Genomic DNA, 23,162 nt, shown 5'->3' on the forward strand with positions numbered 1-23,162 from the left:
TCATTTGAAATGCAGACGTATGGAGAATGGGATTAGGAAAATCATTACGATCGTACTGGGAGCTGCGCTGATAGCAGGAGCCTGGAGTGCGGACGCGCATGCCGCTTCTGCCAACGCGCCCGTTCCCAAGAGTGTGACTTACCAGGGGAAGGGAAAGGTCCAGGTGATCTTCCGGGAGAAGGTAAGATACCGCGATCCCAAGGTCATCGTCAGAGATGAGGACGGAAAGAAATACAAGACAAAGATCACCCTGAAGGGGGGAGACATCTTTGGATTTACCGTCCGGAAATGTAAGAAGAACCAGACTTACACTTTCCGGATCAAGGGAATCAAGGTCCGGGGCTTCAAGAAATTCGTCAGCGTAGACGGAAAGTTCCGAAGTTCTTCCCGTCAGATACCAACGGTGGAATCGGTCCAGTTCGACTCCAGATCATCGGAAGTGGAGATAGAGTTCCAGGATGACGTGGAATGGAAGGACCCTTCAGTGACCTTCAAAAGGAAGGGCAAGACCTACCGGGGAAAGATCATCGACAAGGAAGATGATGAGATCATCGTCAAATGCCGGAAACTGAAATACGGCAAGACCTACAAGTACACCATCCGGGGTATCCGGTTGGAGGGTCTGGGAGAGTATGTCACCCTGAAAGGGAAATTCCGTGCAGTTGCGTAAGAGAATAACGAGAAACAGGAGCCGCTGTGCCTCCTTCAAACTCCCGGCCTTGCGGCGCGGGAGTTTTTGTTGAGCGAAAGTTCCAATCGTTCCGCACCGGCAACAATGATGCCGGAGATGATAGAGGCGGTTGTACAGGGTCGGCTGCAGAGCATAGGTATTGCAAGTGTTTGTCTGTTCCTGATCGCATTGCAATCAGTAGTAAACGGTTTTGTCTTTCGAAAAGAAGAGGGGGCAGAGGACTCCGTGTACTGAGCATAGGCCGTAGAAAAGAACAGGCGCCCAAGAGAACTGCCTGTACTCCGGCTCGTGTGATGGATGGTGATCACTGTTCCGTGATATGAGATTTTTCATCAGTTAGCGGAACAACTGTTCCGCAGATGGACGTTTTTTCTGTTTCTGCGGAACAGACATGATTCGGACCGCACCTGCATCAGCAGAGCCATCCACGCGAACAGGCAGAGACTGCCGTACATTTTCGATCTGACACCAGTGGGGCATCGCGTCTATCTGCGGTTTGATAGGATGCAATTTTTTCAACAGACTGAGAACTGCCCGTGCAGTTCTCTTTGACGTTTTTGGGGACTGTGGTATACTATAGGGCAGAATACGACGGCTGCCGTTTGCGAGGGCAGCAGACAGGAGGATGGATGGGACTAGCGTTTTGTTCCTTTGCCAGCGGCAGTTCCGGGAACTGCTATATGATCAGGAGTGAGAAGACCACCGTGCTGATGGATGTGGGGATCGCCGGGAAGTATGTGCTGGCGGGGCTGGAGAGAAACGGTCTGGAGATCGAGGACGTGGACGGGATCCTGCTCACCCACGAGCACACAGACCACGTGCAGAGCCTGCGCATGATCGGACGAAAGGCGGAGAATGCAGAGGTACACGCCTCCCGGGGGACACTGTTGTCAGTGAAGGATAAGCTGCCTGCAGGCCGTGTCCACGAGGTGCACATCGATGAAGATTTCTACATCGGAGATATTCTGGTCATACCCTTTGACCTGTCTCACGACGCCACGGAGCCCATGGGGTATTCCCTGCTGGCAGGAGACCGGCAGGTGACGGTGGTGACAGACACCGGATATCTCACCGACGAGATCATGAACCACATAAGAACCGCCGATCTTCTGGTGCTGGAGGCCAACCACGAGGTGAACATCCTGAAGATGGGGCCTTACCCCTGGCCGCTGAAGCAGCGGATCCTGGGCGAGGAGGGGCACCTGTCCAACGAGACCGCTGCCGGGGCGGTGTGCGAGATGCTCCGAAACAGGCGGGAGGGAAGGCCGGTGCCGAAGATCCTGCTGGCACACCTTTCCAGAGAGAACAACACACCTCAGCAGGCGTATATCACGGTGCAGAACATCCTGTTTGAAAAGGGGTTCTATGTGAACCGGGATCTGGAACTTTCGGTACTTCCACGGGATGAAGAGAGTCCATTGATCGAGGTGTGAGCGTGTTTGAGCCGGTGCACAAAGCTACACTGTCTGTATAAGGTGTTTGAAAATTTCTATAACACTGTATACATTCATACAAAAACCTTGTTTTTTTTCCAACTTTGGAGTAACATATAACAAATATCATGAATTTTGAGAAGGTCGAAAAGAGAGTCATCATTACGTGCGTAATACTTTCCGTAGTTATTGCGGTAGGCTACTCTGTGATCGCAGGGTGGGCGCCGCATTTTCTTTACGGTATTGCTTGCGGTACGGCTATTATGTTGTTCAATTTCCATCTTCTCAGACTAGCGATCGGTAAGTACTTCGTCAGGGAGGACTATGGAGTGGCAGGTGGACTCTACCTGCTCCGTCTGGTCATCTACGGTCTGGCGGGCATTGCATGCTACAAGGTCAGCTTGCTTTGTCTGTATGGGTTTGCCATAGGTGTGATGGAACTTCTTGTCGGGCTGCTTATAGGTTTTGGAAAAGGAGGGAAAGCCGATGATTGATGTCAACGAGCTTGGGCCAAAAATAATAATATATTTCGGCGACAAGCTCCAGTTCCACATCTCTGAAGTGGTGATCATGGAAGTCATTCTGGCGGTCATCGTTGCCATCGTGGGGATATGGATGGGCAGTAACCTGCAGAAGATCCCGAAGGGAAAGCAGGTGCTGGCAGAGGCCCTGGTGGGCTTCATCTACTCCTTCGCGGAGGACAACGTTGGCAAGCGGTACGCGCGCACGTTCGCACCCTATCTGGGGTCACTGATCGTGTGGCTGGTGTTCGCCAACAGCACAGGTCTCTACGGTCTGCGGCCAATCACCGCAGATATCAACGTGACTGCAGGGCTGGCAGCGCTGTCATTCCTGCTGATCGAGGGAGCAGCTATCAAGCAGAAGGGAATTATAGGCAAGATCCAGAAGATGGGAGACCCGTATTATCCTATCGCAGCGATCCATCTGATCAGTGAGTGTGTTCTGCCGATGACACTTTGTCTCCGACTCTTCGGAAACATCTTTGGTGGAATGGTCGTCATCGATCTGTGGATGCACCTGATGGAGTACCTCAGTTACATGATTTGCGATTTCCCGTTCCTGCGGTGTCTGACAGTCATGCCGCTGAACTGCTTCTTCGATATCTTCGAACCGCTGGTACAGGCGTATATCTTTACCATCCTGACGGCGGCCAACCTGGGCGAAGGACTGGAGAGCGTGTCTCCGGAAACGGCAGAGAAGCGCAGACTGAAGAAAGCAAGGAAACTTGCAAAGAAACAGGGGGCGGCCGCCTGACTGGCCGAACAACACAGCTAATAATTTTTATTTAACATTTATGATTTAATGGAGGTAAACACAATGGGAGGACTTATCGGAATCGGCGCTGGCCTGGCAATCGGACTTGCTGCACTGGGAGTTGGAATCGGACAGGGACTTGTCGCTAGTAACGCACTGTCGGGCATGTCCAGACAGCCTGAGATCTCTGGAAAACTGACCACCACAATGATCGTTGGTATGGCTATCATGGAGACCGCGCTTGTTCTGGCGTTCGTCATCGCCATCATGCTGTTCGGCAAGATCTAATCAATACAACCGGCTGAGAAAAGGAGAATAAAACATGATGCTAAATCACGAAGCAATAATGGAATTTAATCTGGTAGACATTGGACTATCCATCATTACATTCCTGGTTTTATTCTTGATCCTCAAGCACTTCCTGTTCGAGAAGGTCCATGATTTCATGGAAGCCAGGACCAAGGAAGTGGAGGATTCTCTTAACAATGCTGCTGAGACGAATCGTCTCGCGGACGCCAAACTGATGGATTACGAGGAGCGGATCGCCAACGTTGAGAGCGAGAGCCGCGACATCATCAAGAAGGCGAGAGACGAGGCGAAGGTACAGGCAGATACCATCGTTGAGGAAGCGAACGAGAAGGCACGTCTGACATTCGAACAATCGCAGGCACAGATCGAGCGCGAGAAGTTCACCGCCAGAAAAGAACTCAGACAAGAGGTCGGCGCACTGGCCGCGATGGCTGCCGGAAAGATCCTGGAGAAGGAAGTTGATGCGGCAGAACATCAGGAGATCGTCGACAAGATCATCGAGGAGGCTGAGAAAGATCCATGGAATTAGAAGCTGCAATGACATATGCGAACGCGCTTTACGGTGCTGCTTCTGATCTGGGACATATCAGCGAAGTCAGAGAGGAGATCTGCGAGATCAGCCGACTGACCAGAGATGAGAAAGAGTTCGGTGACCTGCTCACCAACCCGGGCATGGCCAAGGAAAAGAAAAAAGCCATGCTGCAGGCAGTCTTTGAAGGTAAGGTGCATCAGGAAGTCATGAACTTTCTGTACATTCTTATTGATAAGGACAGGATCCACGGGTTCCATCGCATGGTTCGTCAATACTGCAAGATCGACGACGAGATGAATGCGACCAGCGATGGTGTAATTTACTCGGCTGTAGAGCTGTCGGAGGAGCAGCTGGCCAAATTCGAAGAAGAAGCTGGCAAGCTGTTGCACAAGACCGTCAAGCTGCGCAACAAGCTGGATCCGAAGCTCATCGGCGGTATCAAGTTGTTTGTGGACGGCAAGGTCGTGGACGCCTCATTGGCCTCCAGGCTGGAAGCCCTCACTGATAAGATCAGAAACAGCTAGAAGGGAGAATCTTCTATGAATTTAAAACCGGATGAAATAAGCGGTTTGATAAAAGAACAGATCAAGAATTATACCAATGAAATCAGTATTTCAGATTACGGGACCGTCATGCAGGTAGGGGATGGCATCGCCAGAGTCTACGGACTGGACCACTGCATGTCGGGAGAACTTCTGGAATTCCCACACGATGTCTTCGGCATGGCACTGAATCTAGAAGAAGATAACGTCGGTGCCGTCATCCTGGGTTCTGACCGCGAGATCGGAGAAGGAGACATCGTCAAGCCTACAGGCACCGTTGTTCAGGTCCCTGTAGGTGAGGGGTTGATCGGAAGAGTCGTGGACTCACTGGGCAAACCCATTGATGGCAAGGGCCCCATTCATACGGAGGAGACCAGACCCATCGAGTATCCTGCGCCGGGCGTGCTGAGAAGGCAGCCGGTCAAGGAGCCTCTGCAGACAGGTATCAAGGCCATCGACTCCATGATCCCTATCGGAAAGGGTCAGCGTGAGCTGATCATCGGCGACAGACAGACTGGTAAGACGGCTATTGCCATCGATACCATCCTGAACCAGAAGGGGAAGGACGTCATCTGTATCTACGTCGCTATCGGACAGAAACAGTCCACCGTTGCGCAGCTGGTTGCGACACTGGAGCAGAAGAAGGCTATGGATTACACCATCGTCGTCTCCGCTACCGCAAGCTCCGTGGCGCCGATGCAGTACATCGCGCCATATGCCGGATGCGCCATGGGTGAGCACTTCATGTATCAGGGCAAGCACGTACTGATCATCTACGATGATCTTTCCAAGCACGCTGTGGCTTACCGCGCCATGTCCCTGCTGCTCAGAAGACCGCCAGGACGTGAGGCGTTCCCGGGAGATGTATTCTATCTCCATTCGAGATTACTGGAGAGAGCGGCCAAGCTCTCCGATGAGCTGGGAGGAGGGTCTCTGACCGCACTGCCCATCATTGAGACACAGGCCAACGACATCTCCGCCTACATCCCGACCAACGTCATTTCCATCACGGACGGACAGATCTTCCTGGAGACCGAGCTGTTCTTCGCGGGGCAGCGGCCGGCCATCAACGCCGGTATCTCCGTATCCCGAGTCGGTGGTAACGCACAGATCAAGGCCATGAAGAGAGTTGCCGGTAAGATCAAGCTGATGCTGGCGCAGTACAGAGAGCTGCAGAGCTTCTCCCAGTTCGGTTCCGACATCGATGCCGACACCAAGAGAAGACTGGACCACGGCGCGATCCTCATGGAGATCCTGAAGCAGGGACAGTATGGACCGCTGGATGTAGCTGATCAGGTCATGATCATCTACGCTGCCTCCAACGACATGCTGGATGACCTGGATGTATCGGTCATCAAGGACTTTGAGGAGCAGTTCTTCAAGTACATGGACGACCGGTATCCAGAGATCAAGAGAGAGATCCACGAGACAGGGAACTTCTCGGAGGAGACAGAGGCTCTGATGAGAAAGGGAATCGAAGAATTCAAGGAGAAAGGATTTATCAATGGCTGAGCAGATGCAAGACATCAAGCGCAGGATCAAGAGCATCGGAAGCACTGAGCGTATCACCAATGCCATGAAGCTCGTTTCCGCAGCGAAACTGCGCCATGCCAAATCTGTCTATGAGCATAGCAGAAGCTACCTGGGCAGAATCATCGCATCCATTGACGAAGCTTTCGATGACGACACAGAGGTTCCGGGATACCTCCTGAAGGGGAACCGGGAGATCAAGACTACCTGTGTCATCATGCTCACCTCCAGCACAGGGCTTTGTGGCAGCTTCAACGGAAACGTGATCCGGGCGACGGAGGACGTGGTGGCGGAGCTGGGGCATGAGGTGAAGATGGTCAACATCGGCACCAAGGGCAAGGATTATTTTGCCCGCCGTGGCAGAGAGATCATCCTCTCTCACGACGATCCGGCAGACACCGTTTCCTATGAGTCCACCAAGGAAATCATGGTCCCGCTTTTGGAGAAATACAAGGCAGGAGAGATCGACGAGGTCCTCATGGTGCACACGGTCTATGTCAATACGCTGAAGCAGGAGGTCCACGTGGACAGACTGCTGCCCATCGATCCGGATGAGCACGACCACAGCGATCAGCATCTCAGTTATCTGGAGTACGAGCCCTCCTCCCAGGAGGTGTTCGAGTACCTGATAGGGAAGTATCTGGAGATGACGCTGTTCAGTGCCACGATCGAGTCGGCCACCTGCGAGCACGCAGCGAGACGGCAGGCCATGGAGAATGCGAATGACAATGCGAGCGACATGCTCAACGTTCTGCAGACCAGGTATAACAGAGCGAGACAGTCTCAGATCACAGATGAGATCATAGAGATCGTCTCCGGCTCTGAGGCGCAGAGTTAAACAATATGGAGGAAAAATCATTGAACAAGGGTATTATACGTGAGATCATTGGACCTGTCATCGATATCAAGTTCGACCAGGAACATCTACCTGAGCTTCTGAACGCCATCCATATCAAGCTGGACGAGAATACCACCATCGTTGCCGAGGTTGCGCAACACAAGGGAGACGACGAGGTGAGATGTATTGCTTTGTCCTCCACAGATGGACTGGCCAGAGGCATGGAAGCCCTCGACACGGGCAACCCCATTCAGGTACCTGTCGGACAGGAGGTTTTGGGACGCCTGTTCAACGTACTTGGCGATCCGATCGATGAGAAGGGAGATGTCCCCACAGAAAACAGAGCTCCGATCCACAGACCGGCACCTCCGTTCGAAGATCAGGATACATCTTCACAGATGTTTGAAACCGGAATCAAGGTCATCGACCTGATCGCGCCCTACACCAGAGGTGGTAAGGTAGGTCTGTTCGGCGGTGCGGGCGTAGGCAAAACCGTACTGATTCAGGAGCTGATCAACAACATTGCGACCGAGCACGGCGGTATTTCCGTATTCGCCGGTGTAGGGGAGCGTACTCGTGAAGGAAACGACCTATACGGTGAGATGACCGAGTCCGGCGTTCTGGCCAAGACCGCCATGGTATTCGGACAGATGAACGAGCCGCCAGGAGCCAGAATGCGTGTAGCGCTGACCGGCTTGACCATGGCGGAGTACTTCCGTGACAAAGAGAAACAGGACGTGCTCCTGTTCATCGACAATATCTTCAGATTCACTCAGGCGGGTTCTGAGGTGTCGGCACTGCTGGGCCGTGTGCCTTCCGCAGTAGGTTATCAGCCGACGCTGGCCAACGAGATGGGTGCGCTGCAGGAGAGGATCACGTCCACCAAGGACGGATCCATCACATCGGTACAGGCGGTTTACGTCCCGGCCGATGACCTGACAGACCCGGCTCCGGCCACCACCTTCGCCCATCTGGATGCGACGACAGTACTTGACCGTGCTATCACCGAGCTGGGCATCTACCCGGCGGTCGACCCGCTGGCATCCACCTCCAGGATCCTGGATCCACTGATCGTGGGGCAGGAGCACTACGAAGTGGCCCGTGGAGTGCAGGAAGTTCTTCAGAAATACAAGGATCTGCAGGACATCATCGCCATCCTGGGTATGGACGAGTTGTCGGAGGAGGACAAGGTCACCGTTGCCCGTGCCAGAAAGGTACAGAGATTCCTGTCTCAGCCCTTTACGGTAGCGGAGCAGTTCACCGGCATGGAAGGCAAGTACGTTCCCATCAAGGAGACGGTCCGTGGCTTCAAGGAGATCCTGGAAGGTAAGCACGACGAAATCCCGGAGGATCTGTTCCTGTTCGCAGGCGGCATAGACGAGGTCGTAGCGAAGTTCGAAGCCTCCAGAAAGTAGGTGGCGTATGGCTACTACGACACTGGAGATCATCACACCGAGAGATCTCTACTTCCGCGGAGAAGTGGAGAGCCTAACCGTCACCACGGTGGAAGGCTCGGAGGGATACCTGCCCGGACACGTCTGGTGCAACAAGCTCCTGAAAGAGGACGGAATCGCCACCTTTACTGAGGTTGGCACAGATACGCCCAAGAGGATCAGACTGAAGGGCGGTTACGTGGAGATCCGAGAGGTCTTTACGGTGTTCACCGAGGATGTGACAGAAGAAGAATAAGTTTTTCAACGAGGGGGTTGCTTGAGGAAAGCAGCCCCTGTTTTGACTGACAGCGTGACGGATAGGAGAACGATATGAAGAGAGAAGAATTGACCAGCCTGATCAACGCGGCTTCAGGCCGAGCAGAGGCGGATCTGGTCATCCGAGGGGCTCGCATCATCAACGTTTTCAGTGGCCGGATCCATCTGGGCGATATCGCCATGAAAGACGGCCTGATCGCTGGCGTAGGGGAACCGGGCGAATATGAGGGGAAAGAAGAGGTGGATGCCGACGGACTATATGCCGCGCCGGGGTTCATCGACAGCCACATCCACATTGAATCTTCCTACGTCAGTCCGGAGGAGTTCGGCCGGATGCTGGTGCCCCACGGCGCCACCACCGTTCTCGCCGATCCCCACGAGATCGTCAATGTCTGCGGCCAGCGAGGTCTGGAGTACATGATCGACGCTGCCAAGGGCACAAAACTCAGCATCCGGTTCATGATGCCATCCTGTGTCCCGGCCACACCCTTCGAGCACGCGGGTGCTGTGCTTGAGGCGGAGGATATGGAAGCGCCCCTCCAAAGAGAAGAACTCCTGGGGTTGGGTGAGTTCATGGACTTCCCTGGCATCGTCAACTCCATCCCCAGAGCGCTTGCCAAGGTGGCTCTGGCACATCGTGTCGGCAAGCCCATCGACGGCCATGCCAGCGGCCTGGCAGGAAAGGCGCTGAACGCCTACGCGGCGGCCGGGATCGTAGCGGACCACGAGGCAGATTCTTTGGAAGAAGTGAAGGACCGTCTGGAGCGAGGTCTCTATGTCATGCTCCGGGAAGGATCTGCCTGCCACGATCTGCGACGGAACATCCAGGCCGTGACCCCGGCGAACAGCCGCCGGTTCCTCCTCTGTTCCGATGATCGGCAGCCGGAGACCATGCTGACTCTGGGACACCTGGATAACCACCTGAAACTCTGTGTAGAGGAAGGTGTGGATCCGGTGACCGCCATCCAGATGGCCACCCTGAATGCGGCGGAGTGTTTCGGCATGAAAGACCGTGGTGCCATCGCGCCCGGCCGGCGGGCAGACATCGTCCTGCTGGAGGATCTGGAGGATTTCCGTGTGAGCAAGGTGTGGATCCGGGGAGAACTGTGCGCGGAGGGGGGTGTCTATCTTCCTCCGGTCACAAAGCATTCCATCCAGTCGGTGCAGGGCTCTGTGAACATCGGGGATTTTTGCCGCGCAAGACTTGCGATGAACCTGAAGTCCAATCGGGTGAACACCATTCGGATTCTGCCCGGCGGGGTGGTCACCGCCAGAGGCACGGCGGAGGTGAAGGTGGACAAGACAGGGGATTTTGTGTGGGATCCGGCAAAGGATGTGGTGAAAATCTCCGTGATCGAGCGGCATCACGGCACCGGTCACGTAGCCAACGCATTCCTGGAGGGGTATGGGATCAAGCACGGCGCAGTGGCGGTATCCGTTGCCCATGACTCCCACAACATCATCGCCGTAGGTGTCGACAACCGGGAGATCGAGGCGGCAGTCAAAGCTATCCAGGTGCAGGAGGGAGGCATCGCTCTGGTGAAAGACGGTCAGGTGATCGAGTGCATGCCCATGCCCATCGCCGGCCTAATGAGCGACCAGTCCGGGGAGTGGGTCAGAGATCGCCTGGAGGCGATCCAGGACAAGGCTTACAATGAGCTTGGCATCAGCCGGGATGTGGAACCGATCATGACACTGACCTTCATGTCCCTACCGGTGATCCCCGAGGTGAAGCTGACGGACATGGGCCTGTTCGATGTGGAGGCATTTCGGTTCCTTCCGCTGGAGGCGGAGTGAGATGTGAGGAGGGCATCCTGCGAGAAAGCAGGATGCCCTTTCTTGGTGCGCCGACTACTGTGCGGCCCTGTAGATGGCCAGCATATCGTCCGCATCCAGCACCCGGAAGGTGCCAATCTTGCGGGTGTAGTTGTAGGAGCACTCCCTGGCGGCAGCTTCCAGCTCTTCCTGAGAGAGCTCGCGTCCCATCAGTTCGTGGAGGCTGGTAGGCATGTCGATGCTGTGGTAGAAGTTCTCCACGGCGTCGATGGCCTGGTCCGCGGCAATGTTGTCATCTGCGGCAGTCACTCCGAATACCCGGCGGCCCAGCTGCGCGAACCTCGCCGGGTTCTCGTCTTTCACAAAGCGTGCCCAGCTGCCCCACACCGCTGAGAGGGAAGGGCCATGGGTCACGTCAAAGAGGGCAGACAATGCCATGCCCAGCTGGTGGATGGCCCAATCCCCGTCCCGGGGAGTATCCCCCTTGGCCCCCAGTCCGGTGAGGCCGATGTGAGAGACAGAGCCGCACCACATGATCTCGCTCATAGCCTCATAATTGGAAGGATCTTTCACCCCTATGGGGCCGTACTTGGTGATATCCCGGAAAAGTCCCTCTGCCATCTCGTCCGACAGATGGTTCCCCAGGACCGTGGTGAAGTAGCGCTCGTCCGTGTGCATGAAAATATCTGCCACGCCGGAGGCGATCTGATATACAGGCAGGGTCTGGGTGAGGGCGGGGTTCATGATGGTGAACTGGCAGCGGTTGAACTCGGTGTTGATGCCGCGCTTGGTCCAGGGCTCCTGGTCGTCCAACGTGAGGACGGAGGAGTCCGAGGTCTCTGAGCCGGCTGCGGCCAGGGTGGGGATTGCACCTACCGGAAGAGACTTTGTGAGAGGAACCTTTTTGGTCCAGAAATCCCAGATGTCCGTATCCGGGTTGGCAACCCCATGGGCCACCGCCTTGGCCGTGTCGATAACAGAGCCTCCGCCGACGCCCAAAATGAAATCTGCGCCGAAGTCGATGGCTTCCTTCACCATCCGACGTGCTGTGGAAACACGGGGATTAGGAAGAACCCCACCGCTCTCCATGTGGGTCAGTCCTGCCTCCTCCAGGCTCTCAGCCACGCGGTCCAGAAGGCCACTCTTCCTGGCAGAGCCCCCGCCGTAAACTACGAACACCCGGCTGCCGCCGCAGGTCTTGCAGAGTTCTCCGGCCTGTTTCTCTGTGTCCTGCCCGAATACGATCCGGGTAGGGGAATAGTATGTGAAATTTCGCATTGGTTGGTACCTCCTTTACCGAAAATCAGTTGACTCTTTTATAAAGAATACTTTAATACCTTATGCAGTGAATGGCAAGGCCTCATGGCGGTCCGAAAAAAAGAAAAGAGCCGGTGCCTCGCGCACCGGCTCATCCTGTGTCTATCCTGCAAGGTTACTTCTGCGAGATGTCTGTCTCAAAGATGACGGATCCATCGCCGTTCTGGTATTCAATGTGGCAGGTGATTCCCTCCAGTCCAGTACTCTCCTCCATCTGCTTGATCAAGGAGACGTATCTGTCGTTGTCACGCTCGCACTGCTTCTCAAGTGCATTCTTCAACTGCGCTACATCACTCTCTGAATAGGTCTTGGTGAACTTCAGGATATAGTTGGCAGTATTTTCTTTGGCACTGAAGGAGCACTCCATCAGCCCGCTGCCAGAGGCGTTCATGGCCTTCTCTACCTTCTTGGCCTCCTCCGGGTGCTCATTGAAGTACTTCTCCAGGGTGTTCCCGCCGCAGGCGGTCATGACTACTAGCACGGCAGCTATCAACGCCAGAACCAGTGGCGTACGAATTGTTTTGCTCATCATTGTCGTCCTTTCTCCTTCCCGATGTGTCCGATTTCTAATTCGAGGATAAATTAAGTTTACCATATTTATGCTTTTTTGGCTACTCCCAATCTGCTGGATCTTATAACACACTGAATTTTTTCGTGGCGTTGATGTACCGCATCAGCGTTCCCAGGTTGGCGTAGTAGTAGGTGTACTTGTCCACCTTGTGGGTGTCCACGATGCCGGAGCGCACCAGGCGCTTCATGTGCTGGGAGATGGTCGCCTGGGCATAGTCAAAATACGCCACCAGATCGCCGGTGCACACCGCCTCCATGTTCTTGTTACACTGCATGATGTGGCGGAACAAAGCCAGCCTGACCGGGTGCGCCAGTGCATCGGAAACGGCAGCGATGAGTTCTACATCGATCCCGTCCAGTTCATCCCGTGTTCCCTCGTCTCGTCTGATCCTCATGTGTCCGGTCCTTTCCATTCGGCGCTGATACAGCGTCATTGCTGATTCATCGTCTAATAACAATATTAAAACGAAGGGAAGAGAAAAGCAAGTGGATTTATAAGCTGTGCAATAAATAAACAAAATGTTCATTTACGTTTCTGAGGGTGTATGCTATATTGAGAATATAGTCAGTTTTAGAAGAGGAGGTGACCATGAACATCATCATCAATGTGGTGATTACTGCAGTTGCGGGCACGCTTCTGTCAGTGGTTACGGACATACCCATCGCGTTTGCCGGCGCACTATGGATCTGGAGGACAACCTTCAGAAAGGATCTGATGCTCGCATTCCTGTTGTTTCTACTGATCGGCAATGTGGCTGGGTTTCTGCGGTGGAAGTGGTCTAAGACCGCGAAGCAGGAGTGATTTCCTTGCGAAGCTCCGGAGGGGGCGCGGCCCTGGGAGAGGTTGTCTCAAAAGAGATAGCCTCTTGTTCTTTCTTAGAGGGGCGGTTGCCCAAAACGCAAATAAAGGCGTTTCTGTCTCCCAAACACACAACATAGGGCCCGTGGATACGGTTTTTCTCAAAAAGCCGGTTTTTGGTATCCTGACGAAAGATCTCGGAGGAGTTGGCAACAGATTTTCTGTAAACAGCTCTTCGGGATACAGAATAGGCTGTTTTTTAGGATTCTGGTATCCAGGTGGCTATCAAAATGAAAAATGGGAACAGGATCTGTGATATATCGAATTTGGGAAACGGACCAGTGCAGCGCGACCTCATACACGGCCTCGTCCGTGAGGTCACCGGCTGGGGGCGTTTTCTTCGGCTTGGGACATAGGTGTGTTGGGGCAAAATAATTTGCGTCCATTCCTGTCCGGTGGTATACTGAAGGTAGAATGGAGGAAAGAATGGAACCAAGAGAATATGAGGAAATCATCCGTCAGCTCATCGACCTGATGGAGGAGGGAGTCTATATCGTAGACAAGGACGGGGTCGGTCTCTTCTACAGCCAGAAGATGGCAGCGAACGAAGGACTGACAGTCTCCGATGTAGTGGGGAAGGAATATCACAAGGTCTTCCCCGGCATTCCCTTGAGCGAGTCCACCATGTACATGGCACTTCGCAAGGGCGTTGCTATCCGCAAAAGAGAGCAGACCTACACCAATCTGTATGGGAAGGAGATCACCACCATCAACAGCACGGTTCCGGTGAAGGTGGACGGGCAGACCGTCGCTGCCATCGAGGTGGCCAACGACATCACCAACATCCGGTCCATGAGTGATACCATCCTGGAACTGCAGGAGAAGAAACTTCCGGCCAGAAGGAAACCAAAGAACCCGGGGATCCCTCGGTATACTTTTGGTGACCTAATCGGAGAGAACCAAGCCTTCGCGGAGGTGAAACGGCGGGCGGAGCGCGCTGCCGGCAATGACGCTTCTGTATTTATCTATGGTGAAACCGGTACCGGGAAGGAGTTGTTCGCCCAGAGCATCCATTACGCCAGCCGTCGCAGGGAGAGGCCGTTCCTGGCGCAGAACTGTGCGGCGCTTCCCGAGTCCCTGCTGGAGGGGATCCTCTTCGGAACCGCCAAAGGAGGATTCACCGGTGCCATCGACCGGGCCGGCCTGTTCGAGCAGGCCAGCGGCGGTACCTTGTTGCTGGATGAGATCAGCGCCATGCCCTACGAGCTGCAGGGCAAGCTTTTGCGCGTGCTACAGGAATCCTATATCCGCAGGGTGGGCGGCAGTACGGATATCCCGGTGGACGTGAGGATCATCGCCACCGTCAACGAGGCCCCGGAGAAACTGATCGCAGAGGGGAAACTCCGGAAAGACCTCTATTACAGGCTGAACGTGGTCAGCGTCAACATCCCTCCCCTGCGCAGGAGGAAGGACGACATCCCGCTGCTGGTGGATGCCTTCCTGCAGAAGCATGACGAACGTTTCGGCAAGGAAGTCTGGATGGTCTCGGAAAGTGCCATGGGTCAGCTGATGGAGTACGACTATCCGGGCAACGTCAGAGAATTGGAGAACATCATCGTGCAGTCTGTGTCCATGGCTGAGAACGAGCACGTCCTCAGCGAGCGGCTTCTGCAGATGCCCATGGATTTCAACGAGATCGGCGAAGATGTGGAGAAGTGGGGGCGCCGCGGCCCGCTGTACGAGCACATGGCCAGCGTGGAGAAGGAGATCATCCGGGAGGCGCTGATGGACTGCGGTGGCAATATCACAAAGACTGCAGCGCTGCTCCAGATCAAGCGGCAGACGCTGCAACACAAGCTCCGCAAATACGGACTAAAGGAATAGGTGCCAATAATTTTGCGTAATATATGCAAATATATTGGCGCGCCTGTCACGAACGAATGGTAAAAAATAGAAGCGATATGATCGATTACCTTTCCCTTCACAGGAATGTTGTCGACATATCGTGGAATTATCGGAGTTAGAAAGGGGTTCGATACCATTTCTGCAAGGCGGAAAGCGCGTTTTCTGTATTATGTATACAGGAATATTGTTGGCACAAAACTTGCGTTTACTTCTTATTGTCATCTTGACTTCAATGTGGCCTGCTTTGTGCCACATGGAATATCGTTGTTTCACTCACTATGAGAAAAGGAGAGAAAAGCAAATGAAAAACGTACAGGTAATCCTTTGGGGACTCGGCGCTATGGGCGGCGGAATCGGAAAAATGCTGGCAAAGAAGCAGGGCGTTGACATCGTCGGTGCTATCGATATCGGTGATAAGCTGGGCAAGAACCTCTATGACGTAGTTCCTGGCATCGAGCAGGGCGACAGAGCTGACGTTATCGTCGGCACCGCAGAGGAAGTCATCAAGCCGGGCGCAGCTGACATCGTTGTCGTTTGCACTAACTCGTTCACAAAGGATGTATTCGACAAGCTGGTCTTCGTTATGGAGAGAGGCATGAACGTTATCACTTCCGCAGAGGAGATGGCTTATCCGCAGGCACAGGAGCCGGAACTGGCTAAGAAGCTGGATGAGTGCGGAAAGAAGAACGGTGTCACCGTACTGGGCACCGGCATCAACCCGGGTCTGATTATGGACCTGCTGGTCATCCTCTGGACCGCCGCTTGCGAGGAGGTCAACCACATCACCTCCAGAAGAGTTAACTCCCTGTCCCCGTTCGGACCGGCTGTTATGGAAGAGCAGGGCATCGGCATCTCCGTCGAGGAGTTCGAGAAGAGAAAGGCTGCCGGCACCATGGCTGGTCACGTAGGATTTGCTGAGTCCACCATGATGATGTGCGACGCACTGGGTTGGAAGTGGGATCAGTTCGGTCAGGACATGGAGCCCATCGTTACTGACGTTGACAGAAAGTCTCCTTATGGATTCGCCAAGGCTGGAAGCGTAGCAGGCGTTGCCATGAAGGGCTGGGTCGATATCGATGGCGAGAGAAAGATCGACATGGATCACCCGCAGCAGATCGAGCCTGAGCAGGTCGGCATCCACACTGGTGACTACGTCATCCTGGACGCTGTTCCGCCAGTCAACATGGCCAACAACCCGGAGATCGAGGGTGGAATCGGCACCATGGCTATGATCATGAACTGCATTCCGCACGTTATCAACGCCAAGCCGGGCCTGAAGACCATGATCGACATCCCTGTTCCCCACGCAATCATGGGCGACTTCAGAGACCTGATCGACGAGGACTGCAAGCTGGTTAAGTAGGGAGACCTAACCCCATTTGCGAAGCAAACCATCTGAGGGGAAAGACATCTTTCCCCTCAGCGTATCCGTTAATACATTTACACGATAGGAGTATGAATCAAATGGCAAAAAAAGGTGATTGGGTGCGCATCCACTCAGTAGTACTGAAAGCCGAGGAGAGAACCGCTAAGATTCCTGAAGATACTCAGAAGTGTGACCTGGAAATGTGGACAAAGGGAGAACTCCAGGCAGACGCTGAGATCGGCGATGTTGTTGAAGTAAAGACTGCAGTTGGTCGTATCGAGAAGGGAACCCTGATCGAGGTAGGACCTTACTATACACACAGCTATGGTAAGTTCGTACCAGAGATCATCGAGATCGACAAGCAGCTCAGAAAGATCATGAAAGGAGGGGACGAGTAATGGCACTGGCAAAGGACTATGATTCCGTAATGGGAAGATCGAACGAGATCCAGAAGAAAGCTCTGGGCCTTGACTATGCGACTTACGAGTCCGGCTCCATCGCTTTCGATTATGAGGCACTGATGAAGGACACAGGGTACACCCTGGAAGAGATCGACAAGATCCAGTCCCAGTTTGCAGTAGGCAACACTCCGCTGATCGAGCTGAGAAACATCTCCGCTCTGTCCAGAAAATACGCCAAGCCTGGCTATGGTGCAAGAATTTTTGCGAAGGACGAAGCAGCAAACGCTTCCGGTTCCTTCAAAGCCAGAAGAGCCGCCTGCGCAGTGGCACACGCGAAGAAGTTAGGCTACAAGGGCGTTATCGCCGCTACCTCTGGAAACTACGGCGCAGCCGTTGCTTCTCAGGCAGCTATGCAGGGTCTGGACTGCATCATCGTTCAGGAGTGCTATGACTCCAAGGGCGTTGGCCAGCCGGAGATTGTCGAGAAGGCTCGTAAGTGCGAGGCTTACGGCGCAGAGGTCATCCAGCTGACCGTAGGACCTGAGCTGTTCTACACCTTCCTGTCCGTACTGGAGGACACCGGATATTTCAACGCATCCCTGTACTCCCCCTTCGGAATCGCAGGCGTAGAGACACTGGGCTATGAGATCGCTATGCAGTGCCGCGAGAAGGTTGGCAAAGACCCGGATATGGTGGTCTGCACCAACGCTGGCGGCGGCATGATGACCGGAACTGCCAGAGGTCTGCTGAAAGCCGGTGCTGTGAACACCACCATGGTGGCTGCTTCCATCGACCTGACCGGACTTTCCATGGCTTCCGACAAAGCTTTCAACCTGAAGTCCTGCACCACAGGACACACCGGATTCGGTGTACCATACGCGACCGATCCGGATCACTCCGACGTTCCCAGAAGTGCGGCAAGACCGCTCCGTTACATGGATAGATACGTCACCGTCAAGCAGGGTGAAGTTATGTACGTCACCGAGATGCTGGCTAACCTGGAGGGAATCGAGAGAGGCCCTGCCGGTAACACCGCACTGGCGGCAGCCTTCTCCCTGGCTCAGGAGCTACCCGAGGACGCAATCCTCGTCATCTCCGAGACAGAGTACACCGGTGCCGGAAAGCACATCCAGCCGCAGCTGTCCTTCGCAAGAGAGAACGGTATCGAGATCCGCTTCGGAAACCCGACAGAGGAAGACAAGCCGGGCGAGAACATCATTCTGCCGGCAGATCCTGGCCTCATCCAGTGCCACGATGCTGACCTGAACCACTTCCGTCAGTCCTGCATCCGCAAGGCTGTCAAGAAGGCAGGCGGTGTCACTCCGACAGAGGAAGACCTGGAATTCCTGGCTGCTGAGACCAAGACAGACGTCGCCTTCGTCAAGGAGACACTGGGTCTGTAGGTTTCTTGCACAAAGCTTTGTGCAAGCTGACTACGCGTGTAAACCTTTGCCGGACTGTGAATTCGCGCAGCCCGGCGAAGGATCTGATTAGAGGAGAAAAGAGAATGATAAGAGAAGACGATTTTGAAAAAAGAAGAGTAGAAAAGGGTATCGCCGATCTTACAGATGAGCAGCTCTACGACAGATTCTGGGAGCTTTGCGCACAGGTCGTAGATCCACTGCTCGAGCTGGGCAGAAAGAACACCACTCCTTCCGTAGAGAGAGCGGTTCTTCTGCGCATGGGCGTTTCCTCTCTGGACACACAGAAGATCGTAGAGGGTGCTATGGACAGAGGTCTCATCGGTCATGGAACCGGACACATCGTCTACAGAGTTTCCAAGGATCTGGGACTCTCCATCCGTGAGGCATCCGTAGGACTTGCCCAGGGCAAGTACTGGGATGAGGCCGTAGCGATTTTCAATGCTAAGGAGGGAAAGTAAGATGGCAGATATGGTATTAAAGAAAAACGAAAAACTGGACGTACGTGAGATTCTGAAGGACCTCGACAAGTACGAGCCAAGAAGAAGAGGCTGGCACTGGAGAGAGCCGGCTCCCAACATCAAGATGGGTCCCTTCGAATTCCATGACATGTCCAAGCCGCTGAAGCAGAGCGTTGGCCTGCCGCCGGCAAAGTTCTTTGAGGACATCGATCCGCAGCCGATGCCGGTCATCACCACCGAGATCGCATCCGGTCGTTTTGAGGACGATATCAGAAGAATGAGAATGGGCGCATGGCATGGCGCTGACCATATCATGGTCATCCGTCACATGGGACAGTCCCACATCGACGGCCTGATGGAGGGTACTCCGCAGGGTATCGGCGGTGTTCCTATCACCCGTAAGCAGGTCAGAGCACAGAGAAAGGCTCTGGATCTGATCGAGGATGAGATCGGCCGCGAACTGAACTACCACTCCTATGTATCCGGCGTTGCTGGTCCGGACATAGCCGTTATGTTCGCAGAAGAAGGAATCAACGGTGCTCACCAGGATCCTCAGTACAACGTACTCTACAGAGACATCAACTGCGTCAGATCCTTCATAGACGCCTGCGAATCCAAGAAAGTCCTGGCATGGGCTGACATTCTGCAGATCGACGGAGCTCATAACGCAAACGCTACCGCAAGAGAAGCATGGAAGGTAATGCCGGAGCTGATCGTACAGCACGCCATTAACTCCCTGTTCTCCGAGAAGGTGGGCATCAAGCCGGAGAACATCTCCCTGTCCACCGTACCCCCAGATGCTGCACCGGCACCGGCTATGTATCTGGACCTGCCTTACGCAGTCGCACTGAGAGACATCTGCGACCGTTACAAGATGAGAGCTCAGCAGAACACCAAGTACATCTGCTCCTCCGTCCGTGAGGCTACCGTTACACACGTAATGAACATGGTTATTTCCAAGCTGACCAGAGCTGACATCCAGTCCACCATCACACCGGATGAGGGACGTAACGTACCTTGGCACATCTACAATATGGAAGCCATCGACAATGCCAAGCAGTCTTTCGTCTACATGGACGGATTCAACGAGCTGGTTGAGCTGAAGAAGGATGGACCGCTCAGAGAGATGGCAAGAGACATCAAGGAAAGAGCGACTCTGTTCATGGAAGAGATCGTCGAAGTAGGCGGCTACTTTGAGGCAGTCAGACAGGGATTCTTCGTTGACTCCGCTAAGTATCCTGCCAGAAACGGCGACGGAATCGCACGTAACCCGGAAGGCGGCGTAGGATATGGATTCATCTTCCCGAGAGAAGACGACTACATGGCTCCGGTCACCGCTCACTTCGGTTACAACAACGTTGAGCAGTACGGCGGAGATCCTGAGAACCCGTCCGCACTGATCGGCGGCTGCACATTCGAAGACAGAAGCAAGATCGTTTACATCGACGAGCTGGAAGAAGAAGATACCGTCAACACCAGACTGGCAAGAGTCAAGAAGTATCTGGACGGCGACGCTATCATTCCGGAAGTTGAGTGGTGCGGCGACGGTATGATCATGCTGACCATGATGGTACCGGCTAACGTCAGAACTGCTGAAGCTACCGGACTGCAGGTTGCTGAGAGACTGGGACTGCAGAATGCAGAAGTCATCTCCAAGGAGATCATGCACCCGGCTGAGGGTACCAGAATCGAGCTGAAGGGTAAGGTTCCATTCGATATCGACCCGAAGACCCTGGTACTGCCTCCACCGCCGCATCACCTGCCGGATTCCGTTCTGTACAAGGAATTCCAGGATCATCACATGAGAGTTGTCTGCGGAACCGTTGGAGACGACGAGCACTCCGTAGGTCTGCGTGAGATCATCAACATCAAGCACGGCGGAATCGAGAAGTGGGGTATCGAGGTGAACTACCTCGGCACATCCGTTCCTGTAGAGAAGCTGGTCGACGCGGCAGTTGAGCTGGACGCCAACGTAATTATGGCTTCCACCATCATCTCCCACGACAACGTTCACTACAAGAACATGAAGAGAATCAACGACCTGGCCATCGAGAAGGGCATCAGGGACAAAGTCATCATCGCTGCAGGCGGTACTCAGGTTACTCCTGAGGACGCAAGAGCTACCGGCATCGACGAGGGCTTCGGAAGAGATTCTCATGGAATCGACGTTGCTACCTTCCTGGCTGAAGAGGCCATGAGAAGACGTGGCGACCTTCCACCGGGAGGCCACCTGAAGGGCATCGACGAGGACTAAATCGTCTGAAGTGGGGCGGGCGCATGCCCGCCCCTGTTTTTCAGGAAGGGGCGACGGATATTTCGCCGGCGCCCACGAGACAATGCGCTTCGGATTGCCTGTTGCAGCGCCGGGAATTATGCCCGGGAAACCGTATGGAATAATCACCAATATTAGCGATTATTCCATACGGTTTTCGGAAATAGCAGAAGAAGCCCTCTCGGTTGGACGAAGGAGGATGAACAAGGAGATAATATATGAAAGTAGACGTATTGGTAGCAGAAATCGGATCCACCACCACAGTAGTCAACGCATTCACCGATCTGGATACGGACAGGCCGTGCTTCTGGGGACAGGGGCAGGCACCGACCTCCGTGCTAGAGGGGGATGTACGTATCGGCTTGCAGGGTGCGGTGGACGATCTTTGTCGCAAGAAGGGGATCGACAGCATCGAATACGATGAGATGCTGGCTACGTCCTCGGCGGCTGGCGGCCTGAAGATGACCGTCCACGGCCTGGTGTACGACATGACCGCCAAGGCGGCCAAGGAGGCGGCGTTGGGCGCGGGCGCCATCATCCACAATGTCACCGCGGGAAGGCTTCGCCGCACCGACATCAAGAAGATCAAGGAGATCAACCCAAATCTGATCCTCATCGCAGGCGGTGTAGATTACGGAGAGAGAGATACTGCTCTGGATAATGCAGAGATGATCCGGAGCATGGGGCTGAAGGTGCCCATCATCTACGCAGGCAACGTTGAGAACCAGGAAGAGATCAAGCTCATTTTTGAGGACAGCGGGCAGGAGGTCTATATTGTAGACAACGTGTATCCGCAGATCGATGAACTGAACGTGGAGCCTTGTCGGAAGGTGATCCAGGACGCGTTTGAGGACAACATCACCCGTGCTCCCGGCATGGAGCACGTGCGCGATATGGTCAATGGACCCATCATCCCAACTCCTGGTGCCGTCATGGAGTGTACCAAGGTTTTGTACGACTGCCTGGGTGACCTGATCGTGCTGGACGTGGGCGGTGCGACCACCGATCTGCACTCTGTCTGTGTTGAGTCCGACAAGGTGGCCAGGATCATGACCAGTCCGGAACCCAAGGCCAAGCGGACCGTAGAGGGGGACCTTGGCGTGTACGTCAACCGCTACAAGGTCATCGAGTCCATCGGCGAAGAGAAATTGAGAGAAGAATGCGAGAACGAACTTCATATCGATCTGGATAAGACATTGGAAACCTATCGAGCGATCCCCAGAAATGAGGATGAGATCAAACTGGTAGAAAGGCTCACCAGGGAGGCTGTGTTCAAGGCGACTGAACGTCATGCCGGCAAACTTCGCCACATCTATGGCCCATCCGGCCGGAGCACCGTGGCAGAGGGAAAGGATCTGACTCCAGTGAAGTACATCATCGGCACCGGTGGCGCGCTCACCCGTCTGCCCCACAGGGTAGAGATCATGAAGGAGATTGCTGCCCAGAACGTGACCGGCATGGGCCTCTACCCGACTGAGCACGCAAAGATCCTGGTGGACAACGACTATTTCATGGCGTCACTGGGTGTGCTATCCAAGACTCACCGGGAGGGTGCGATCCGGTTGCTGGAACAGAGCCTGGATTTCAAATTCCCGGAAAAGACAGATGACAGTGGTATCTACACGCTGAACACCAAAGCCATGGCAGAGTTGGACGAAGAGCTGGCGGCCAAGGACAAGAAGGAAGAAGAGTACCAGGAGCATATCAAGGAGATGGAAGACCTGGGCTACGATATGAGCTGCTACAAGGACGAGGAGCCCATCGGCGGCGCCAATGCCCGTCAGGCGGACGGTACCTACGTGAACGCAGAGAAGCGCAGCATCATGGAGGGCGGCGGCAACCAGCCGGAATGGAACCAAAAGCAGAAAGAGGCCCTGGAGGAAGCGGATAAGGCCAGGGATACCGATCAGATAGATCGCAGCAAACCCTGGAACAACTGCAACAAGGAGTGTCATATATGCACCCACGTACAGTGCCCCAGCAACCCTAAGAACCCGAAGAACAGGAGGGACTGA

24 protein-coding genes are annotated in these 23,162 nt (G+C 54.3%); 20 read left to right on the forward strand and 4 right to left on the reverse strand.

All coding sequences use genetic code 11. From position 1 onward, the window contains the following. Window positions 1-19 precede the first annotated feature (19 nt). Window positions 20-670 carry a hypothetical protein gene (locus tag P156_RS0108050; RefSeq protein WP_185752173.1) on the forward strand — a complete coding sequence of 217 codons (651 nt, stop codon included), beginning with the start codon at window positions 20-22 and terminating at the stop codon, window positions 668-670. Window positions 671-1,027: 357 nt separating this feature from the next. Here the strand turns inward: P156_RS0108050 and P156_RS13355 are convergent, their stop codons facing one another. Further along, window positions 1,028-1,210 (reverse strand): hypothetical protein, encoded by a 183-nt coding sequence (locus tag P156_RS13355; protein ID WP_185752174.1) that lies wholly within the window; start codon window positions 1,208-1,210, stop codon window positions 1,028-1,030. 110 nt (window positions 1,211-1,320) lie between these two features. Between P156_RS13355 and P156_RS0108055 the strand changes: the two genes are divergently transcribed. The 11 genes from P156_RS0108055 (at window position 1,321) to ade (ending at window position 10,656) form a co-directional block, all read left to right on the forward strand. After that, a complete protein-coding gene (locus tag P156_RS0108055) occupies window positions 1,321-2,124 on the forward strand; it encodes an MBL fold metallo-hydrolase (protein WP_027869686.1) in 804 nt (267 codons plus the stop codon). A 128-nt stretch (window positions 2,125-2,252) separates the two neighbouring features. Beyond that, the gene (locus P156_RS0108060; protein WP_027869687.1) at window positions 2,253-2,618 is read left to right on the forward strand and encodes a hypothetical protein; all 366 of its coding nucleotides are present in this window, start codon (window positions 2,253-2,255) and stop codon (window positions 2,616-2,618) included. Beyond that, a complete protein-coding gene (locus P156_RS12095; RefSeq protein ID WP_051600843.1) occupies window positions 2,611-3,399 on the forward strand; it encodes a F0F1 ATP synthase subunit A in 789 nt (262 codons plus the stop codon). Before P156_RS0108060 ends, P156_RS12095 begins: the two co-directional genes overlap by 8 nt. 63 nt (window positions 3,400-3,462) lie before the next feature. Beyond that, window positions 3,463-3,687: an ATP synthase F0 subunit C gene (gene atpE / locus P156_RS0108070; RefSeq protein ID WP_034802413.1), complete on the forward strand. Its 225-nt coding sequence runs from the start codon at window positions 3,463-3,465 to the stop codon at window positions 3,685-3,687. Between the two features lie 34 nt (window positions 3,688-3,721). Next, the gene (atpF, locus tag P156_RS0108075) at window positions 3,722-4,237 is read left to right on the forward strand and encodes a F0F1 ATP synthase subunit B (RefSeq protein WP_027869689.1); all 516 of its coding nucleotides are present in this window, start codon (window positions 3,722-3,724) and stop codon (window positions 4,235-4,237) included. Next, complete coding sequence (gene atpH, locus P156_RS0108080) at window positions 4,228-4,764, forward strand: ATP synthase F1 subunit delta (RefSeq protein WP_081818515.1); 537 nt, start codon at window positions 4,228-4,230, stop codon at window positions 4,762-4,764. The genes atpF and atpH overlap by 10 nt, the downstream gene beginning before the upstream one ends. A gap of 15 nt (window positions 4,765-4,779) precedes the next feature. Continuing rightward, window positions 4,780-6,294: a F0F1 ATP synthase subunit alpha gene (gene atpA / locus P156_RS0108085; RefSeq protein WP_027869691.1), complete on the forward strand. Its 1,515-nt coding sequence runs from the start codon at window positions 4,780-4,782 to the stop codon at window positions 6,292-6,294. Further along, entirely contained in the window at window positions 6,287-7,150 is an 864-nt protein-coding gene (atpG, locus tag P156_RS0108090; RefSeq protein ID WP_027869692.1) for an ATP synthase F1 subunit gamma, read from the forward strand. The genes atpA and atpG overlap by 8 nt, the downstream gene beginning before the upstream one ends. A 5-nt stretch (window positions 7,151-7,155) precedes the next feature. Next, the gene (gene atpD / locus P156_RS0108095) at window positions 7,156-8,565 is read left to right on the forward strand and encodes a F0F1 ATP synthase subunit beta (protein WP_027869693.1); all 1,410 of its coding nucleotides are present in this window, start codon (window positions 7,156-7,158) and stop codon (window positions 8,563-8,565) included. A 7-nt stretch (window positions 8,566-8,572) separates the two neighbouring features. Beyond that, entirely contained in the window at window positions 8,573-8,839 is a 267-nt protein-coding gene (locus P156_RS12100; RefSeq protein ID WP_051600847.1) for a hypothetical protein, read from the forward strand. Between the two features lie 74 nt (window positions 8,840-8,913). Beyond that, the gene (ade, locus tag P156_RS0108105; protein ID WP_027869694.1) at window positions 8,914-10,656 is read left to right on the forward strand and encodes an adenine deaminase; all 1,743 of its coding nucleotides are present in this window, start codon (window positions 8,914-8,916) and stop codon (window positions 10,654-10,656) included. Window positions 10,657-10,710: 54 nt separating this feature from the next. On the opposite strand, the gene P156_RS0108110 is transcribed toward ade, so the two are convergent. The 3 genes from P156_RS0108110 to P156_RS12885 form a co-directional block, all read right to left on the reverse strand. Beyond that, window positions 10,711-11,913, reverse strand: a complete 1,203-nt coding sequence (locus tag P156_RS0108110) for an iron-containing alcohol dehydrogenase (protein WP_027869695.1) — start codon at window positions 11,911-11,913, stop codon at window positions 10,711-10,713. A gap of 154 nt (window positions 11,914-12,067) precedes the next feature. Beyond that, entirely contained in the window at window positions 12,068-12,484 is a 417-nt protein-coding gene (locus P156_RS0108115) for a DUF4854 domain-containing protein (protein ID WP_027869696.1), read from the reverse strand. Window positions 12,485-12,584: 100 nt separating this feature from the next. Next, window positions 12,585-12,917 (reverse strand): helix-turn-helix transcriptional regulator, encoded by a 333-nt coding sequence (locus P156_RS12885; protein WP_051600850.1) that lies wholly within the window; start codon window positions 12,915-12,917, stop codon window positions 12,585-12,587. Window positions 12,918-13,111: 194 nt separating this feature from the next. On the opposite strand from P156_RS12885, the gene P156_RS0108125 reads away from it, so the two are divergent. The 8 genes from P156_RS0108125 (at window position 13,112) to P156_RS12115 (ending at window position 23,162) form a co-directional block, all read left to right on the forward strand. Further along, window positions 13,112-13,324, forward strand: coding sequence for a hypothetical protein (locus P156_RS0108125; protein WP_027869697.1), 213 nt, complete (start codon window positions 13,112-13,114; stop codon window positions 13,322-13,324). A 483-nt stretch (window positions 13,325-13,807) separates the two neighbouring features. After that, a complete protein-coding gene (locus tag P156_RS0108130; protein ID WP_027869698.1) occupies window positions 13,808-15,205 on the forward strand; it encodes a sigma-54-dependent Fis family transcriptional regulator in 1,398 nt (465 codons plus the stop codon). 322 nt (window positions 15,206-15,527) lie between these two features. Beyond that, window positions 15,528-16,589, forward strand: a complete 1,062-nt coding sequence (gene ord / locus P156_RS0108135) for a 2,4-diaminopentanoate dehydrogenase (RefSeq protein WP_027869699.1) — start codon at window positions 15,528-15,530, stop codon at window positions 16,587-16,589. A gap of 101 nt (window positions 16,590-16,690) precedes the next feature. After that, window positions 16,691-16,990, forward strand: a complete 300-nt coding sequence (gene ortA, locus P156_RS0108140) for a 2-amino-4-oxopentanoate thiolase subunit OrtA (RefSeq protein ID WP_027869700.1) — start codon at window positions 16,691-16,693, stop codon at window positions 16,988-16,990. Continuing rightward, window positions 16,990-18,396 (forward strand): 2-amino-4-oxopentanoate thiolase subunit OrtB, encoded by a 1,407-nt coding sequence (gene ortB, locus P156_RS0108145; protein WP_027869701.1) that lies wholly within the window; start codon window positions 16,990-16,992, stop codon window positions 18,394-18,396. Before ortA ends, ortB begins: the two co-directional genes overlap by 1 nt. A 104-nt stretch (window positions 18,397-18,500) precedes the next feature. Then, window positions 18,501-18,875 (forward strand): ornithine aminomutase subunit alpha, encoded by a 375-nt coding sequence (locus P156_RS0108150; RefSeq protein ID WP_027869702.1) that lies wholly within the window; start codon window positions 18,501-18,503, stop codon window positions 18,873-18,875. A 1-nt stretch (window position 18,876) separates the two neighbouring features. Continuing rightward, a complete protein-coding gene (gene oraE, locus P156_RS0108155; RefSeq protein WP_027869703.1) occupies window positions 18,877-21,129 on the forward strand; it encodes a D-ornithine 4,5-aminomutase subunit OraE in 2,253 nt (750 codons plus the stop codon). Window positions 21,130-21,365: 236 nt separating this feature from the next. After that, window positions 21,366-23,162, forward strand: a complete 1,797-nt coding sequence (locus P156_RS12115; RefSeq protein ID WP_369770492.1) for a GlmL-related ornithine degradation protein — start codon at window positions 21,366-21,368, stop codon at window positions 23,160-23,162.

Origin of the sequence: Eubacterium sp. AB3007, from assembly GCF_000688015.1 — a bacterium.
Taxonomy (GTDB): Bacteria; Bacillota; Clostridia; order Peptostreptococcales; family Anaerovoracaceae; genus Aminicella.

What these genes read in the sequence shown, in the direction of transcription:
- atpE (WP_034802413.1), top strand. Translation starts at nt 3,463, where the DNA reads ATGGGAGGACTTATCGGAATCGGCGCTGGCCTGGCAATCGGACTTGCT.
- ade (WP_027869694.1), top strand. Translation starts at nt 8,914, where the DNA reads ATGAAGAGAGAAGAATTGACCAGCCTGATCAACGCGGCTTCAGGCCGA.
- P156_RS0108130 (WP_027869698.1), top strand. Translation starts at nt 13,808, where the DNA reads ATGGAACCAAGAGAATATGAGGAAATCATCCGTCAGCTCATCGACCTG.
- P156_RS0108050 (WP_185752173.1), top strand. Translation starts at nt 20, where the DNA reads ATGGAGAATGGGATTAGGAAAATCATTACGATCGTACTGGGAGCTGCG.
- P156_RS12885 (WP_051600850.1), bottom strand. Translation starts at nt 12,917, where the DNA reads ATGAGGATCAGACGAGACGAGGGAACACGGGATGAACTGGACGGGATC.
- atpA (WP_027869691.1), top strand. Translation starts at nt 4,780, where the DNA reads ATGAATTTAAAACCGGATGAAATAAGCGGTTTGATAAAAGAACAGATC.
- P156_RS0108060 (WP_027869687.1), top strand. Translation starts at nt 2,253, where the DNA reads ATGAATTTTGAGAAGGTCGAAAAGAGAGTCATCATTACGTGCGTAATA.
- ord (WP_027869699.1), top strand. Translation starts at nt 15,528, where the DNA reads ATGAAAAACGTACAGGTAATCCTTTGGGGACTCGGCGCTATGGGCGGC.
- P156_RS0108110 (WP_027869695.1), bottom strand. Translation starts at nt 11,913, where the DNA reads ATGCGAAATTTCACATACTATTCCCCTACCCGGATCGTATTCGGGCAG.
- P156_RS0108150 (WP_027869702.1), top strand. Translation starts at nt 18,501, where the DNA reads ATGATAAGAGAAGACGATTTTGAAAAAAGAAGAGTAGAAAAGGGTATC.
- P156_RS0108125 (WP_027869697.1), top strand. Translation starts at nt 13,112, where the DNA reads ATGAACATCATCATCAATGTGGTGATTACTGCAGTTGCGGGCACGCTT.
- atpF (WP_027869689.1), top strand. Translation starts at nt 3,722, where the DNA reads ATGATGCTAAATCACGAAGCAATAATGGAATTTAATCTGGTAGACATT.
- atpG (WP_027869692.1), top strand. Translation starts at nt 6,287, where the DNA reads ATGGCTGAGCAGATGCAAGACATCAAGCGCAGGATCAAGAGCATCGGA.
- P156_RS12095 (WP_051600843.1), top strand. Translation starts at nt 2,611, where the DNA reads ATGATTGATGTCAACGAGCTTGGGCCAAAAATAATAATATATTTCGGC.
- P156_RS12115 (WP_369770492.1), top strand. Translation starts at nt 21,366, where the DNA reads ATGAAAGTAGACGTATTGGTAGCAGAAATCGGATCCACCACCACAGTA.
- P156_RS0108055 (WP_027869686.1), top strand. Translation starts at nt 1,321, where the DNA reads ATGGGACTAGCGTTTTGTTCCTTTGCCAGCGGCAGTTCCGGGAACTGC.
- atpD (WP_027869693.1), top strand. Translation starts at nt 7,156, where the DNA reads ATGGAGGAAAAATCATTGAACAAGGGTATTATACGTGAGATCATTGGA.
- atpH (WP_081818515.1), top strand. Translation starts at nt 4,228, where the DNA reads ATGGAATTAGAAGCTGCAATGACATATGCGAACGCGCTTTACGGTGCT.
- ortB (WP_027869701.1), top strand. Translation starts at nt 16,990, where the DNA reads ATGGCACTGGCAAAGGACTATGATTCCGTAATGGGAAGATCGAACGAG.
- ortA (WP_027869700.1), top strand. Translation starts at nt 16,691, where the DNA reads ATGGCAAAAAAAGGTGATTGGGTGCGCATCCACTCAGTAGTACTGAAA.
- P156_RS0108115 (WP_027869696.1), bottom strand. Translation starts at nt 12,484, where the DNA reads ATGATGAGCAAAACAATTCGTACGCCACTGGTTCTGGCGTTGATAGCT.
- P156_RS12100 (WP_051600847.1), top strand. Translation starts at nt 8,573, where the DNA reads ATGGCTACTACGACACTGGAGATCATCACACCGAGAGATCTCTACTTC.
- oraE (WP_027869703.1), top strand. Translation starts at nt 18,877, where the DNA reads ATGGCAGATATGGTATTAAAGAAAAACGAAAAACTGGACGTACGTGAG.